The sequence below is a fragment of the Psychrobacter sp. SHUES1 genome, assembly GCF_001652315.1.
GTDB lineage: Bacteria > Pseudomonadota > Gammaproteobacteria > Pseudomonadales > Moraxellaceae > Psychrobacter > Psychrobacter faecalis.
Genome location: NZ_LXWA01000045.1, coordinates 1 through 15,204 on the forward strand (window position 1 = coordinate 1; position 15,204 = coordinate 15,204).

Sequence of the window (15,204 nt, forward strand, 5' to 3'; positions counted from 1 at the left end):
TTCGAAAGACCTGCTGCTTCTCAAAGAAGTTTGATAACCACTTTAAGGTGTTTGATTTGGTATTCTTCTATGTCAATTATGGCTATGTCTGATGCCAGCATACTTTTTAGAACACCACCAAATAATGATTAAGGAAGAATATTAATGACCGATAAAATACATGATTTAGGCGCAGGATTTTGGAATATTCGCGGTACGTTTCGCATAGGCGGCGTCCTTAATATAGGTACTCAATGCTCACTGATTAAGTTAGATTCAGGGCGTTTTGTCTTTTTAGATAGCTATGAGCTTACCGGCGACGTACGCGATGAGGTAATGGCCTTAACCAATAATGGGCAAGATGTTGAAGCTGTGCTCAACGTCCATCCTTTTCATACGATTCACTGCGCGCAGATGGCAAAAGATTTCCCGCAAGCGACTTTTTATGGCAGTCGCCGTCATCATAAAAAAATCCCTGAGGTGCAATGGGCAGACGATTTGGTCGAAAGCGAGGCCGTCGCCAAGCGTTATCCTGAGCTAAAGTTTTCTATGTCAGAAGGCATTCACTATATCTCACCCAATGAGATGATTCATGCAGGGTCGCTGTTGGCCTTTCATCCTGCCAGTAAAAGCCTACACGTCGATGACACCTTTATGAGTCCGCCAACCAAACTCCTAGAAGCGGTGTTGCCTGAGCTGTTATTGCACCCAACCACCAAAAAAGCGCTCAAAGATGAGCCTGATGCTGGCAAGCAATACTGCGATTGGGCGACCAATCTTGCCCACGAATGGCGTGAGGTACGAAACTTTTGCGCCGCGCATTCTTATTTGGTTAAGTTTAAGGAAGGCGAGTTTGAAAACGCTTTATTAAAAGCCATTGATAAAGCGCGTCCGAAGCTTGAAAACGCTTAGATGATTAGACGATTAGTTGCTTAAGTTGAATGAATTAGAAATTGATAATAAAAAAGCTGCCTCGCTATGATGGACGAGGCAGCTTTTTTATTTTTGAGTGTCTATATCAGCTTTATTTTTTAGATGAGCGTTATTTTACCAGACTATTTAAGCTATTGAGGTTATTTCTATAAAACAATAGCTCAGCCAATTCTGACTCATTACTGATAACATCCGCCAAGGTATAACGCTCAAGAACGTTGATAAAAGCAGTCAGCGCTTCAAAAAATACCTGCTTTAACTGACAAACAGGGCTGATGATACAGCCTGATTTGACCACCGCACTGGCCTCTTCATCGATAAGCGTCAAAGCCAAATCTTTAGCAACCCCGCTGTCGTCATTAATAACCGGACTATTCACCGTGCTATTAGTATTAACATCGGGTTTGGCAGTTACTAGTAAATCAGTCGAAAAACATTCAACCAAATTAAAGTCTGGCTCAATTTGCTTAATCAATACGCCCAAATTGATATCCTTTGGCCGACAAGCCAAGCGAATACCGCCATTTTTACCGCGTACGCTGTCGATATAACCAAGCTGCCCCAGTTGGTGAATAATCTTGGTTAAATGACTTTTAGAGATATTGTAGCTGTTGGCAATGTCACTAATGTTTGCCAATAGATGCGGCTCAGGCTTAATCGCCAAATATATTAATGAGCGCAGCGCATAATCACTATAGTTGGTCAGTCGCATTTTTTGCGCTCCCCTGTTTGAGATGAATATTAACTTGACGTTGTAAAATAACGTTGATCACGTCAAAACCTTATTAACCAAATAAGCCATCTGGCCGTTGGCGTGCCAGCATCGGTAAATAACTGATGCAAAATAGTGCAAAACAAGCAATCCAAGCACCTTGCGCCGTCATAATCCATAATAAGTAATGGCTCATATCGACCAATGGTAAAAATACTCGACTGACAAACGTCAGCACCATCAGTGCAAACATAAGATTGACGATTTTGGGCGGTTGATGGATACTGCGACCTGTATGACCGAGCGATACCCGCGCCATCATTGCTACTGTCATCATACCCACGCCAGAGATGGATAATCCATGGACGGCGATACTGTGGCTGTAACCGAGCCATGGCTGTAGTGCGTATAACACAAAACTCAGACACATGCCTAAAAACGCGATATATAACGACCATAAGAGTGGTTTTTGCCAAATGCCGCGATGATACCAGCCCGCTAAGCGCACGATATTGACCACCGCGACCCCAAGGGCACTGATGGTCAGCAAGTATTTATTGGGGTAAAATAAATCAACGAGGAAAAAAACAAAGAAAAACAGTAAACTTGCGATATCTTGTGCTTTATTATTACGTACTGTGACTTCTTCTTTTTCGCCTTTAGCGTTTGGAATACTTAAACCACGCTCGATAAAGAACGGCACCACGCGACGACCGATGGTCAACACTAGGCCGATAATCAAGTAAAAACCTAAATAGATACCTAACTTGGTCAAGTTCATATTGGCGCTGATAATGCCCCAATAGCATAGCGCATTACCGAGTGTTAGAAGCGTAAGCTTGGCTAAAATACCCATCTGCTTATATTGCTTCACTTGTAGCACTGCCCGAGAAATCACAAATGCCATCCAGCCGACAAACAATAAATCAAATATCGCCGCGGCATATAGTAAGGCTGCCCCGCTACCAGCAACCGTGATACCGAGGCCGAAAGCTACCCAGCCCAAGCGTGCCAGCAACCAACACATAAAGATACCGAGCAGCTTATAACCATGTGGCATCATCACACCCGTCCAGGTTTTCACTGCGGTCAATAAGAAACCTGCCACGACTGCCAGCGCATAGCCATAAATCATTTCATGGCCATGCCAATACAGCGGATTTAGCGTTTGCGCATCGATATCCGTGTGTCCGGTAAACACAAACGCCCATAGAGTCATTGTGATAATGGCAAACAAAGCCGCGGCACTAAAAAATATCCGAAAGCTCAGGTTGAGAATAGGATGCGGCGAGCTTGGCGGTTTGGTAGGTAAATTGATTGATTGCATAACAGACTTCTTATAGTCAAAGTTAGAAGGTGTGCCTTAAAGATATATTTTAAATGAATGTTATACATAATACAACTGAAACTATATGACTGCTACGATGAATTAACGCACTTATTATATACAGCTTTGATTTATATAAAGCGCTACACTAGATAACTTATATTATATTAATCTATATTCTATCACTTGTATGAAGAAACTGATATTAAAGAGCTGGTATTAAAGAGCTGCTACCAAATAAGTTATTGCAAATAAGTCAATGAAAACAACTGGCATTGGCTGATTTATGGCAGTATGAAATCGAATTTTAAACACTAAAATTTATAAATTAAGCGCTATAAACCAAACGTTAAAGCTGCCCATACCTTGATATTTGCTTTCATTATTACCATCATAAATAGTGACCACGGCTAATTTGACTACATAAATGGTCCACCTTGAGGAGAATGTCATGACAGAAGCACATGCACCAATTGAAAAACGTAAAATTGTTAATCGTTTTTTAACCTTACTGACCGAACAACAACCACAAATGTATTATGCCACGACATCAGAGGTCGCGCGCAGTATCCATACCATGATTAGAGAGCACACCAATCGCTTGACGGTAGAAGAGCAAGCCCTGACCCGCCGTATGTCTATTGAAGAAATCGAAGCGTTATTGGGTTTTCATACTAAGCAACATTAGAATAATCAACTTTTAGAGTAACGACATCATTAGTAAGAAAAAAGACCACCATCAAGGCGGTCTTTTCTATGTCGAGCGTTTAATTTATCTACCATGCCTAATTAGAATGGATACTCGCGTGGCTCATGTTGTACGGAAATCCAATGTAAAGTGGTAAATTCTTCTAATATCCATTCACCATTAAAGCGTCCGATACCAGAGTTTTTCTCGCCACCGAACGGCGCATTACTTTCATCATTGACCGAGATATCGTTGATATGGGTCATGCCCGCTTTGATACCGCGCGCAAAACGCAAACCTTTTTCCATATCTTGGGTAAAGACCGCACTCGATAGACCATACATAGAATCATTGGCAATCGACAGCGCATCATCTTCATCCTTGGCACGAATGATACCAACCACAGGGCCAAAAACTTCGTTACAGGATAAGTCCATCTCACGCGTCACTTCACTAAAGATATGCGGCGGCACTACCTGACTTTTAATCTCACCACTTAATAGCATCTTAGCGCCCTCTTCCTGCGCTTTAGCGATTTTTTCTTGCAGCGATTCGACTTGTTTTTTATTGATGATAGGGCCAACTGCGGTGTCTTCTTTGCTAGGATCACCCACGTTTAGGGTTTTTACATGCGCTAAGAAACGCTCAACGAAATCATCATAAATCTCGTCTTCGACAATGATGCGATTAATCGCAATACAGATTTGTCCTTGATGCAGGAATTTACCGAAAGCCGCTGCTTTTACCGCTTGTTCGATGTCGGCATCTTTTAGCACCACAAATGGGCTATTACCACCAAGCTCAAGCGCCACTTGCTTGATATAATCGCCGCCGTTGGCAAGCTCGCCGATACGTTTACCGACTGAGGTTGAACCGGTAAATGACACCAAGCTTGGAATATCGTGAGTAACAATCGCATCGCCAATCTCGCTACCCGCGCCAACGACCACGCTCAGCAAGCCTTTTGGCAGACCCGCTTCTTCAAATATTTTTGCCAATAGCAGACCCCCAGTAATCGGCGTATCACTGGCAGGCTTGAGTACCACAGCATTACCCAAGGCTAACGCAGGCGCGATAGAACGCTGGGTTAAATGTAAAGGGAAGTTCCATGGGCTAATCACGGCAATCACGCCCATCGGCTCACGATAAATAAAATTCTCTTTACCCGGCGTATTAGAAGGGCGAATTTCACCATGCACGCGGTTTGGGAAACTGGCAGCTTCAAGCGTAATCGCACGGGCACTACCGAACTCGACCATGGCTTTGATACGGGTACTGCCCGACTCTTTAATTAACCAATTAACGATTTCTTCTTGACGCTCATCGAAGATATTGACGACTTTATATAATACCGCTGCACGCTGGGCTGGCGTTTGCTTCGCCCACTCTGCCTGTGCTTTGGTTGCTGCCTGAAAAGCTTCATCAAGCTGTTTATCGGTTGCCTGCTGAATCTCTACCAAGGTTTCGCCATTAAAAGGGTTGGTATCGGTATTGACGCTATCGTCTTGACCTTTTTGCCACGTACCGGCGATATATTGCAAATGAAAATCGCTATAGGCGCTTTGTTGAGTATTCTTAGTATCGGTTGACATAATTATCCTTATTTATTTTAAGTTTGTTTTTAAGAGCCATTCAATTAAAAGTATTTTCTAGATAGAAACTTATATAAAACTCTAGGTTGTATAAGTTGTGTCGGTTGTATCACTTTATAAACAGTCGGCATAACTATTGTGCAAAAAAACTTGCTACTGAGCGTTAATAAAAGGTTTCATTAATAAAAGGTTTCATTAATAAATTGCGTTAATAAATAAAAGCCTTCTTACCAAACGTAACTTGCTAGACGACTGGTCTAATGCTAACATAGTAAGCACAAAAACAAGAATAATTTATCATTATGTATTGTTGAGAAAACGTAACGCTTAAAACTAGTATTAAAGAAGCGCTCTCAACCCTAGTTTCTATTTAACTGATTTCCATTCGATTACATAACCAAATAATACCCTAAGGAGAACATCCTCTTCATGTCCGATATTACCACTCCTATTCCATCCGATACTAAGGCGCATCTATTAGCAGTAGGTTATAAGCTCATCGCGCAAAAAGGCTTTACCGCTGTCGGTATCAAACAAATACTCGATACTGCTGGTGTACCTAAAGGCTCGTTTTATCATTATTTTGCCTCAAAAGAAGCCTTTGGCGAAGCCATTATCGAGCATTATTTTGCTAACTATAAAAAGCGCTTAGAGTCGATTGCAGCTGAAGATATTAGCGCGCAACAAAAGATTTATAACTATTTTCAAAACTGGTATGACACCCAGCAAAACGGCTGCGACCATGAAAAATGCTTGGTGGTTAAGCTCAGCGCTGAAGTGGCTGATATCTCAGAAACCATGCGTAAAGCCTTGTATGCAGGTTATCAGCAAACTATCAACTGGATTGCTGAGCAAATAAAAGCCGGCTGGGCAGATGGCACAATCCCTCACCCTGATAATATCGCCGCTGAGAGTATGGCTAAACGTTGGTACTTTGCTTGGTTAGGCGCCAGTCTCATCGCTAAAATCAGTCAAACCGATACACCATTGGCAGAAGTTTGGCTGATGACCACCTCGCAACTTGGTCGCTAAATATTATTCAGGATTTCCATGAGTAACCATTTAGACCGCTAACTGATAAAAGATGATTTTCAGTTATACGATAGTTTTGTAAAATTCATAATAAAATACTAGACGACCGGTCTAATTGATGTAAAATACGCTCAAACAGCAAAAGTTACTACGATCTATATTTTGCGCTCACAACCTACATACTTATTAAAACTCACCTTACAACTTCTCATTAGCAACTAGGAATTTTATGAATAACTTTCAATACTACAATCCCGTTCGCATCGTCTTTGGCGAAGGTCAAATCAAAAAATTGTCAGAACTGGTGCCAACCGATGCACGCGTATTAATCACTTACGGCGGTGGTTCAGCGCAGCGTACTGGTACCTTAGATGAAGTAAAAAATGCACTCGCTGCTAACGGCAACCGTGAAGTATTTGAGTTTGGCGGTATTGAAGCCAATCCAGAATTTACCACGCTGCTAAAAGCTGCTGATATGGTCAATAAACATAATATTGATTTCTTATTAGCAGTGGGCGGCGGTTCAGTTATCGATGGTAGTAAGTTTGTCGCCCTTGTGTCTTCATTAACTGAAGAAGGCAGCACAGATGGGACGGTTTCTCGTGAAAAAGCATGGGACGCATTGACCAGTTATTGCAAAAACATCGATTCAGCGATTGATTTAGGCGCAGTATTGACCATTCCAGCGACTGGTTCTGAGATGAACTCTGGCGGCGTGATTAACTATAGCGAACGCCAAGCAAAACTACCCTTTGGCAACCCGCTTACCTTCCCTAAATTCTCAATTTTGGACCCTACCAAAACGTTAACCTTACCTGAACGCCAAGTGATGAACGGTGTCGCTGATGCTTTTGTTCACGTTATGGAGCAGTACCTTACCTATCCTATTAATGCCAAAGTGCAAGATGCCTTTTCTGAGAGCTTATTAAAAATTCTTGTCGAAGAAGGTAAAGCGGTCAAGGCCGACCCAGAGAATTTAGAAACGCGTAAAAACATCATGTGGACGGCAACCATGGCATTAAATGGCCTGATTGGCACGGGCGTGCCACAAGATTGGACGACGCATATGATTGGTCATGAATTGACCTCACTCCACGCGATTGACCATGCTCGTACGCTCACGATTGTACTGCCGTCAGTCATGCGTGAGCTTAAAGATAGTAAAAAAGACAAATTGCTCCAATATGCGCGTAACGTTTGGAACATTACAGATACAGATTTAGACGACGATACCGTCATCGAAACTGCTATTGTGCATACTGAGAACTTCTTCCGCGAGCTTGGACTGCCAGTGAGCTTAGAAGACGCAGAGTTAGATAAGTCGGCGATTGACCCTATCATTAAGCAACTTGAAGCACACAAAATGGTGAAATTGGGCGAACATGGTAAAAATGATTTAGACGTATCACGCCGCATCTTAGAGCGCGCCGTGACGAGCAAAGCCTAATCATTTAAAGTCTTAACATCGTAACTTGCTATTTTCACGATAATCGGTAGCCATCCACCTTGTTATGGCTACTGACTTTAAGAATTTTAAAACGTTAAAAAACCAATAATGACAACCAACAACTAGAATAAGGAGCTTTAACATGAGCTTTAATGAACAACAAAACCAACAACAAAACCGTCAAATCAAACTTGCCAGCCGCCCGAATGGCGCCCCAACCAAAGACAATTTTGAGCTGACCACCAGCGACATCCCAACGCCTAACGACAAGCAAATGCTACTGCGCACGGTCTACATGTCGCTTGATCCCTACATGCGTGGACGTATGAGCGCGTCAAAAAGCTATGCTGACCCACTAGAAGTCGGCGATGTGATGCTTGGCGGTACGGTCGCCCAAGTGGTCGAATCTAATATCGATAAATTTGCCGTTGGTGATTTGGTGGTATCAAATTCAGGCTGGCAGGATTATAGCGTCAGTGATGGTGAAGGCGTGCTAAAACTTGATAAGAATATGTCCAACCCATCTTATGGTTTGGGTGTCCTTGGTATGCCAGGCTTTACCGGCTATATGGGTTTGACCGATATCGGTAAACCAAAACAAGGCGAAACCTTAGTCGTCGCAGCAGCAACTGGTCCTGTGGGCGCAACCGTCGGACAAGTCGGTAAGCATTTAGGCTTACGTACCGTTGGTGTGGCAGGCGGTGCGGAAAAATGCGCTTATGCGGTCGAAGAGCTGGGCTTTGATATTTGTATTGACCATAAAGCCGACGACTTTGCCGAACAGCTGAAAAACGCTTGCCCAGATGGTATCGACATCTATTATGAAAACGTTGGTGGTAAAGTACTCGATGGTGTATTGCCATTACTAAATGCCCATGCGCGTATCCCAGTGTGCGGCCTAGTGTCACAATATAATGCGACTGAACTTCCTGATGGCAAAGACCGTCTCGGTATGCTGATGGGTCTTATCCTGAGCCAACGTCTGACTATCAAAGGTTTTATTATCTTTGAAGAGTACGGCGATCATTTCCCAGAGTTCTTAAAAACCATGGGTGAATGGGTTGAATCGGGTAAAGTTAAAACCAAAGAGCATATCGTCGATGGCTTAGCACAAGCGCCGCAAGCTTTCTTTGACATGTTAGACGGTAAGAACTTCGGTAAAACCGTGGTTAAAGTTGCCGACGTTCAGTAATGGTTATTTTAAATAGCGCAACGCTAAGAGCAACAGAATCTCTCAGCAATACTTAACGATGAATACCAACAAGCGTCAATACCAATATCAATAATAAATAAGGACAATTATGAATATTTTAATGGTACTAACCTCACACGATAAATTAGGCGATACTGGCAAAAAGACGGGGTTTTGGCTCGAAGAATTTGCCGCCCCTTACTATGCTTTTTTAGATGCTGGCGTCAATATTACCTTAGCCTCTCCTGCTGGCGGTCAACCACCACTCGATCCGAGTAGCGATACGGAAGACGCGCAAACCAAAGACACCAAACGCTTTAAAGAAGACAAAGAGGCGCAAGAGCGTCTTGCCAATACCAAAAAGCTTGCCGACATAAAAGCCGAAGACTTCGATTCTGTCTTTTATCCGGGCGGTCATGGTCCATTATGGGATTTGGCAGTCGATAAAAATTCTATCGATTTAATTGAAAGCTTTGTTAAGCAAGACAAGCCGATTGCTTTTGTTTGTCACGCTCCTGCAGCGCTGAAAAACGTCAAAATCGACGGTGAGTATTTGGTCAAAGGTAAAAAAGTTACTGGTTTTACCAATACCGAAGAAGAAGGCGTACAGCTCACTGACGTCGTACCTTTCTTATTGGAAGACGTTTTAAAAGCCAATGGCGGTGACTATCAAAAAGGCGCAGATTGGGAATCTTATGTCGTCGAAGACGGTCTATTGATTACCGGCCAAAACCCAGCCTCATCAGAAGAAGCTGCCAAACGCTTACTGGCTAAACTGAACGCTTAATATAAAATACCGCAACAAGGCTGACATCATGATTCGCTTACATCATCTTAATCAATCACGCTCACTACGTACGCTATGGCTACTAGAAGAATTGGGGCAACCTTATGAAATCATTAGCCATCAGCGCGATGCCAACACGCATCTAGCACCTGGTAGCCTAAAAGCAATTCATCCACTCGGTAAATCTCCGGTTATTGAGATGGATGGCGAGCTTTATGCCGAATCTGGGGCGATTACTGAGCTATTGATTGAGCGTTTTGCGCCAGAGCAATTACGCCCTGCGACCGACAGCACTGATTATGGTCATTACTTGCAGTGGATTCACTTTGCCGAAAGCTCGCTGATGTTGCCGTTATTGCTTGAGCTGTTTACCACTAAAGCAGGCGTTGGCGACAATGCGTTTTTAACCGGTTATATCGCTCAAGAAAAGCACAAACTCCTGAGCTATTTAGATGATGAGTTGAAAGACAAAACATTTATCGTCGGCAACAAACTCAGTGGCGCTGACTTTATGCTGTCATTTGATTTAATCATGCTCGCTAAACGCGGTACGTTAGAAGACTACACCCATATCAAACAGTATGCTTTGCAACTGACGAGCATTGATAGCTACCAACGCGCCATGCGTTTGGAAGCCAACTATGATGACTCTATTAAGCGTTAAGTAAGACATTTTAATGGTTTAATATGAAAAAACAGCTCTTTATGAGCTGTTTTTTTTATGGCTAAGTTGATAAGGGCTTTAAAGGCAAAACTTTTGCTCAAGCCAGCTATTCATAAAGACACTATCAGGATCATACTCGCGGCGTATCTCCAAAAAACGATTGAGCTTAGAATATAAGCTTTGCAGCTCTATACGGCTCAATTTATTCACTTTACCCCAATGCGGGCGACCCTGCCATTTTTTCATATACTCGTATAGCCATTTAAACAACGGCTCACAGTCCATACCTTTATAGACGTGGAACGATAATACCGCGCAATCCTCTCCCTGCGTAGGACTGAGCATGCCCGTCTCGCCTTTATGTGTGCGCACCTCAATAGGAAAGTGCGAGCCTTTATTGTCGTTTAATAAAATATGATTGACCTCTGAGATACATTCATCAAAATCAGATAACTTGATAAAATACTCAGATTCATTAAATTTGACGCCGCGCGGTGTCGGAAACACCTCGTAGCTGTAACCTTCACGCTTGGTATTAGGAATAGAGCTTGCTGATATTTCACTGACCTTTTTGGTCAGCGACGGCTTCATACGAGCCAGCTCGCACAGCACATAAAAAGCACCATTTAAAGTGACCACACTGTCGAAATGATCTTTGAGTTTTTGCGTGCCCGTCATCGCTTTCGGTGCTATCACTGACAGCGTCTTTTGCTGAATCTTATTGGTACCGGGAAACAAAAACCATTCCATATGCCGATGGCTGTACGCGGTTTCATGAAAACGCGCCAAGCCTTCTTCAAAATATAAGACTTCGTTGGACTCTTTAAGTCCGTAGATATCGACCACTTTAAGCGTTAATTTGGTAAAAATACCAAGCATACCCAGGCTGGCATGTAAGGCATTACCCAGCTCATCGGTTTTCGGGTCGCCGCGATGATGGGTGTGCAGTTCACCTTTACCATCGACCCACTCCCAGGTTACCACTTGATTGGCAATCGAGCCTAAAGTAATCCCTGTGCCATGAGTTGCGGTACTGGCAGCACCAGCAATGGTCTGTGCTTGTACATCGCCCATATTTTCTAATGCCAAACCATACTCTTTGAGCGCTGCGCCAATTTCATATAAGTAAGTACCAGCGTGTAAAGTGGCAAGCTTCGCCTCTTTATCGACTGAGATAAGACCGCGCATATTATGTAAACTGACGGCAATTTCTTCAGGTTTCGCGCAGCCACTAAAAGAATGCGCCGCGCCCGTGACTCTAACGCGCTTTTTATTTGCCCGTGCATTTTTCACAATCTCTTGTAGTTCTGCAACCGATGAAGGTGTGAGTTTTTGCTCAGGGGCAGCACGCTCGTACCCTACCCAATTTTGCCAATCATTGCTTCCTTGCCACTGCCTTAATGAAAACATTTGCCCTCTCCTCGGTAAGTTATCATGGTTTGCTGCTTTTGTTCTTTGTTTGCTGCCACTGTAGGCTGACCAGATTGTCGATAACAAATGAGTTCATTAAAATGTTCACACAGCTCGCCTGCTTTTGCATGGCGGCACCAAACCATATCGCCAATATTAAGACGCGGCATCTCATCATCATTGCCCGTTTTGCCAATTGCCATCGGCGTTTGTACTTCGCCAAAACCTTCATCGTTTAGTAATGATAAATGTTTGGGATAATGAATGACCGGTGCTTTATCGGCACCTGTCGCACCCGAGGCAATAAAGCCGCCACTATGACAGGTAATCACGCCTTTTTCTGGTTGACGCGTCACAGGCAGCACAAAGCCCGCGGCAGGCTGAAACTCATGCATGCTATCCATATAATCAAAATACGCCGGTTTATAATAGGCAGAACCGACCGTTATTTCGCTAACCTCAGGCTGGCTTGAGGTGAAATCCATACTGCCACTGCCGCCCCCATTGACGAGCTTAAGCGTATAACCTTGTTTATCCAGATAGTCAACAATTGAGCGGCGGCGCTTACTCACTTGTTTTTGTGAGCGATTTTTTAATAAACGAATCGCAGGCGACAACACAGTTTTACCCGGTAAATGCTCGGGCAAACCCGCAATTTGTGCCTCATAGCCCATTGCCGCACTGACCTTAATATTGGGATATTTTTTGATATGCTGTAGTAGCTTTTTTACGTCTTTGATGCTCATTATTGCTGAACGTTTGGTACCGAAATACAGCTTGGGCAGCGGCATCGACATATTGATATCGAGACAAACATCAATAATGACATCGTGCGCTTTGGCAACTTCATTCAGCACATCCACATGCTCTGGGCGATCGATCATCCAAATCATGGTTGCGCCCTGTTTGGTAAAGTCAAAAGTTGCGGTAACGCTTACCATGTCCAAAGTTGGATAAGCGCAGAGAATATTATCAAAGCCATTTTCTAACAGATACACTGATTCGTCGGCCGCATAAGACATCAGCCCGATAAAGTTAGGAGATTTGTCTTTAATGTAGTGCAGAACGTCTATAGAGCGAATAGATTTGGTCGCCAAGCGTAGTTGAACAGACTTAGTTTTTTGGTTGATCAGTGTTATATTATGATCGAGCGCGTCCATATCAAACCACGCACTCGGAGCTTTCGGCGGAACAATGTGGGCAAAATCCATTTTACTTTCCTTGTAACGGCCATTGAATACGACCTTGTATTTCTTATAATACTGTTATTATGCCTCTAAAAAAGAGGATATATCAGCATCATAGTTTGTACCCAGAGCCTAGCTCAGTCAAGCGCCATATTTATAAAAAATCGACATTTGTTACTTGTAAAATTAAGTTTAGCTAAGAAGACCTTCGAGCAAAAACTCTAAATAAAAGTGGAATTATTTATATCTTTAAGCATAAAAATAACTATGACGCTCTCACCTTTTTAAACTAAAAAAGTACAATCACTAAATAGTCTCAAATTGAAATCATGATAAAATAATGCAAACAGTCCTTTGACTGTTTTTTATTTTTTATAGCTACTAAATGAAGCACTTATGGCTCAATTTGATAATGGCTCGTCCAATTATTGCTCGTCTAGGAATCCTACGATGTCACTTTATCTTTCTACTTTTAGCAGGTGGCGATAGACAATGAGCAATGAATACCAATTCAAACCGCACGAACAACCCTTTATGGTGGGTTCTCCCGCCACACCCGACCATCCTACGCGCCGCAAAGTATTTTATCTATTGATTGGTATTTTTATTGGCATCACCGCCAGCTTTCAAAATGGTTTATTGGTGGCAAATCTGACCCAAATCCAAGGTGAAATGGGCTTGACGCCAGTCGAAGGTGGCTGGATATCGGTCGCCTATAATATGACCAATGCTTGTATCACCGTGCTGCTATACAAAATCCGTCAGCAATTTGGTATGGCGCTCTTTAGTAAAATCACCCTGTTCTCACTGTTGGCGGCCACCAGTTTACAATGGTTGGTCAGTAGTCATCTCTTAGACACCAGCGCTATTATCATTGAGCCTTATTATCTAGAAATCATCGCTCGCGGCTTAAGTGGTATGGTTGCTAGTGCCATGACGGTATTGGCTATTTTTTATTGCTTGCAAGGTATGCCAACCGCCAAACGCATTAGCGGTCTGATTTTGGGGTTTGGCTTAGTACAATTTGGCCTTCCTCTCTCAAGGATTATCTCGCCATATCTTGCGGCCGACAGCCAGCTTGAAACGCTATTTTTGTTTGAATTGGGCTTAACCCTGATTTGCTTTGCCCTGATTAATATCTTAGAGCTACCACCCGGCAATACCGAAAAAGTATTCGAAAAACTGGATTTTTTAAGCTTTGCGTTTTTTGCCAGCGGTCTTGCAGCCTTAGCAGTCTTTTTGGTACAAGGGCGTATCCAGTGGTGGACGACGCCTTGGCTGAGCTATCCGCTCATCATTGCGGTGGTGACGATTAGTATCGCCTTATGGATTGAAACACACCGTAAAAACCCAATGTTACAAGTGCGCTGGATGCGTAGCCGCAATATCATCGCTTTTACGATAACGGGTGCAGTGATGCGTATTTTATTATCCGAGCAAAATGTCGGTGCAGCAGGCTTACTGGCCAATTTGGGCTACGGAAATGATCAGTTGATTACCTTTTATGCGGTGATACTTGCCGCCAGCGTTCTGGCCTTGGTCATCAGTATTTTTAGGACCAATGCGATGGATTTACGCCGTCCAGTCATTTTCGCTGTCGCCCTGATTGCGGTTGGCGCCTGGCTAGATACAGATATTTCGCTAAATTCTGCCCCTTATATGTTTTATGTCAGTCAATTTATGATTGCCTTTGCTGCCGTCTATTTTATGGGTCCCATGGTTTTTGAGGGGATGTTTCGCGCTATCGCTAACGGCCCTGCTTACATTATAAGTTTTTCGGTTATTTTTAGCATCTCGCAGACCATTGGCGGACTTGCAGGCGCGGCAGCGATTCAAGCGTTTACCACCATACGTACACAGATACACTACGCCGATATGGTCAGCTCGTTTAATTTAGGCGACCCGGCCTTAATGGCACAAGTTGCAGGCGCAGGTCGTATATTATCTACCCAAATCACGGATGCCAATCAAGCAAATGTCGCAGCGATGGGACAAGTATTGCAAGGTATTCAGCGCCAAGCGACTGTCGCCGCCTATGCTGATTTATTTTTTCTTATGGCAACTATCGCCTCCATCACAACGCTGATTTTATTACTAAATTACTTGTATCATCGCTACCATAAACGTAATCCATTGGCTAAAGAATTGGCAGCGATTGCAAAAATGCGCGAAACAAAATAGTCCGAATAATTAAAGCATTTTCTTCATTTAAAAATACCACTTAACATATTAACCAATGCAAAAAAAACTTATG

The 15,204-nt window shown here is 43.1% G+C and carries 13 protein-coding genes; 8 read left to right on the forward strand and 5 right to left on the reverse strand.

The window, feature by feature from the left end:
• The first annotated feature begins 144 nt into the window (after positions 1-144).
• The gene (locus tag A7325_RS05885; protein WP_068405619.1) at positions 145-891 is read left to right on the forward strand and encodes a hypothetical protein; all 747 of its coding nucleotides are present in this window, start codon (positions 145-147) and stop codon (positions 889-891) included.
• 130 nt (positions 892-1,021) lie between these two features.
• On the opposite strand, the gene A7325_RS05890 is transcribed toward A7325_RS05885, so the two are convergent.
• On the reverse strand, positions 1,022-1,624 hold the full coding sequence (locus tag A7325_RS05890; RefSeq protein WP_068405622.1) for an Rrf2 family transcriptional regulator: 603 nt from the start codon (positions 1,622-1,624) through the stop codon (positions 1,022-1,024).
• Between the two features lie 73 nt (positions 1,625-1,697).
• Entirely contained in the window at positions 1,698-2,951 is a 1,254-nt protein-coding gene (locus tag A7325_RS05895; RefSeq protein WP_068405625.1) for an NnrS family protein, read from the reverse strand.
• Positions 2,952-3,402: 451 nt separating this feature from the next.
• Between A7325_RS05895 and A7325_RS05900 the strand changes: the two genes are divergently transcribed.
• Positions 3,403-3,639, forward strand: coding sequence for a hypothetical protein (locus A7325_RS05900; RefSeq protein WP_068405628.1), 237 nt, complete (start codon positions 3,403-3,405; stop codon positions 3,637-3,639).
• Between the two features lie 101 nt (positions 3,640-3,740).
• On the opposite strand, the gene A7325_RS05905 is transcribed toward A7325_RS05900, so the two are convergent.
• Positions 3,741-5,231 (reverse strand): aldehyde dehydrogenase family protein, encoded by a 1,491-nt coding sequence (locus A7325_RS05905; protein WP_068405631.1) that lies wholly within the window; start codon positions 5,229-5,231, stop codon positions 3,741-3,743.
• 429 nt (positions 5,232-5,660) lie between these two features.
• On the opposite strand from A7325_RS05905, the gene A7325_RS05910 reads away from it, so the two are divergent.
• The 5 genes from A7325_RS05910 to A7325_RS05930 all read left to right on the forward strand — a co-directional run bounded on the left by A7325_RS05910 (position 5,661) and on the right by A7325_RS05930 (position 10,353).
• A complete protein-coding gene (locus tag A7325_RS05910; RefSeq protein ID WP_068405634.1) occupies positions 5,661-6,263 on the forward strand; it encodes a TetR/AcrR family transcriptional regulator in 603 nt (200 codons plus the stop codon).
• Positions 6,264-6,492: 229 nt separating this feature from the next.
• Positions 6,493-7,710 (forward strand): iron-containing alcohol dehydrogenase, encoded by a 1,218-nt coding sequence (locus A7325_RS05915; protein WP_068405636.1) that lies wholly within the window; start codon positions 6,493-6,495, stop codon positions 7,708-7,710.
• A gap of 142 nt (positions 7,711-7,852) precedes the next feature.
• A complete protein-coding gene (locus A7325_RS05920) occupies positions 7,853-8,902 on the forward strand; it encodes an NADP-dependent oxidoreductase (RefSeq protein WP_068405639.1) in 1,050 nt (349 codons plus the stop codon).
• 109 nt (positions 8,903-9,011) lie between these two features.
• On the forward strand, positions 9,012-9,689 hold the full coding sequence (locus tag A7325_RS05925) for a type 1 glutamine amidotransferase domain-containing protein (protein ID WP_068405641.1): 678 nt from the start codon (positions 9,012-9,014) through the stop codon (positions 9,687-9,689).
• A gap of 28 nt (positions 9,690-9,717) precedes the next feature.
• On the forward strand, positions 9,718-10,353 hold the full coding sequence (locus tag A7325_RS05930; RefSeq protein ID WP_068405644.1) for a glutathione S-transferase family protein: 636 nt from the start codon (positions 9,718-9,720) through the stop codon (positions 10,351-10,353).
• A 78-nt stretch (positions 10,354-10,431) separates the two neighbouring features.
• Here the strand turns inward: A7325_RS05930 and A7325_RS05935 are convergent, their stop codons facing one another.
• A complete protein-coding gene (locus A7325_RS05935; RefSeq protein WP_068405646.1) occupies positions 10,432-11,763 on the reverse strand; it encodes a D-arabinono-1,4-lactone oxidase in 1,332 nt (443 codons plus the stop codon).
• The gene (locus A7325_RS05940; RefSeq protein ID WP_068405649.1) at positions 11,751-12,974 is read right to left on the reverse strand and encodes an alanine racemase; all 1,224 of its coding nucleotides are present in this window, start codon (positions 12,972-12,974) and stop codon (positions 11,751-11,753) included. Before A7325_RS05940 ends, A7325_RS05935 begins: the two co-directional genes overlap by 13 nt.
• A gap of 468 nt (positions 12,975-13,442) precedes the next feature.
• On the opposite strand from A7325_RS05940, the gene A7325_RS05945 reads away from it, so the two are divergent.
• Positions 13,443-15,131, forward strand: coding sequence for an MFS transporter (locus tag A7325_RS05945; RefSeq protein ID WP_068405651.1), 1,689 nt, complete (start codon positions 13,443-13,445; stop codon positions 15,129-15,131).
• The last annotated feature ends 73 nt before the right edge of the window (positions 15,132-15,204 follow it).

Coding starts and splice junctions, on each gene's coding strand:
- A7325_RS05885 (WP_068405619.1), top strand. CDS start 145: ATGACCGATAAAATACATGATTTAGGCGCAGGATTTTGGAATATTCGC.
- A7325_RS05890 (WP_068405622.1), bottom strand. CDS start 1,624: ATGCGACTGACCAACTATAGTGATTATGCGCTGCGCTCATTAATATAT.
- A7325_RS05895 (WP_068405625.1), bottom strand. CDS start 2,951: ATGCAATCAATCAATTTACCTACCAAACCGCCAAGCTCGCCGCATCCT.
- A7325_RS05900 (WP_068405628.1), top strand. CDS start 3,403: ATGACAGAAGCACATGCACCAATTGAAAAACGTAAAATTGTTAATCGT.
- A7325_RS05905 (WP_068405631.1), bottom strand. CDS start 5,231: ATGTCAACCGATACTAAGAATACTCAACAAAGCGCCTATAGCGATTTT.
- A7325_RS05910 (WP_068405634.1), top strand. CDS start 5,661: ATGTCCGATATTACCACTCCTATTCCATCCGATACTAAGGCGCATCTA.
- A7325_RS05915 (WP_068405636.1), top strand. CDS start 6,493: ATGAATAACTTTCAATACTACAATCCCGTTCGCATCGTCTTTGGCGAA.
- A7325_RS05920 (WP_068405639.1), top strand. CDS start 7,853: ATGAGCTTTAATGAACAACAAAACCAACAACAAAACCGTCAAATCAAA.
- A7325_RS05925 (WP_068405641.1), top strand. CDS start 9,012: ATGAATATTTTAATGGTACTAACCTCACACGATAAATTAGGCGATACT.
- A7325_RS05930 (WP_068405644.1), top strand. CDS start 9,718: ATGATTCGCTTACATCATCTTAATCAATCACGCTCACTACGTACGCTA.
- A7325_RS05935 (WP_068405646.1), bottom strand. CDS start 11,763: ATGTTTTCATTAAGGCAGTGGCAAGGAAGCAATGATTGGCAAAATTGG.
- A7325_RS05940 (WP_068405649.1), bottom strand. CDS start 12,974: ATGGATTTTGCCCACATTGTTCCGCCGAAAGCTCCGAGTGCGTGGTTT.
- A7325_RS05945 (WP_068405651.1), top strand. CDS start 13,443: ATGAGCAATGAATACCAATTCAAACCGCACGAACAACCCTTTATGGTG.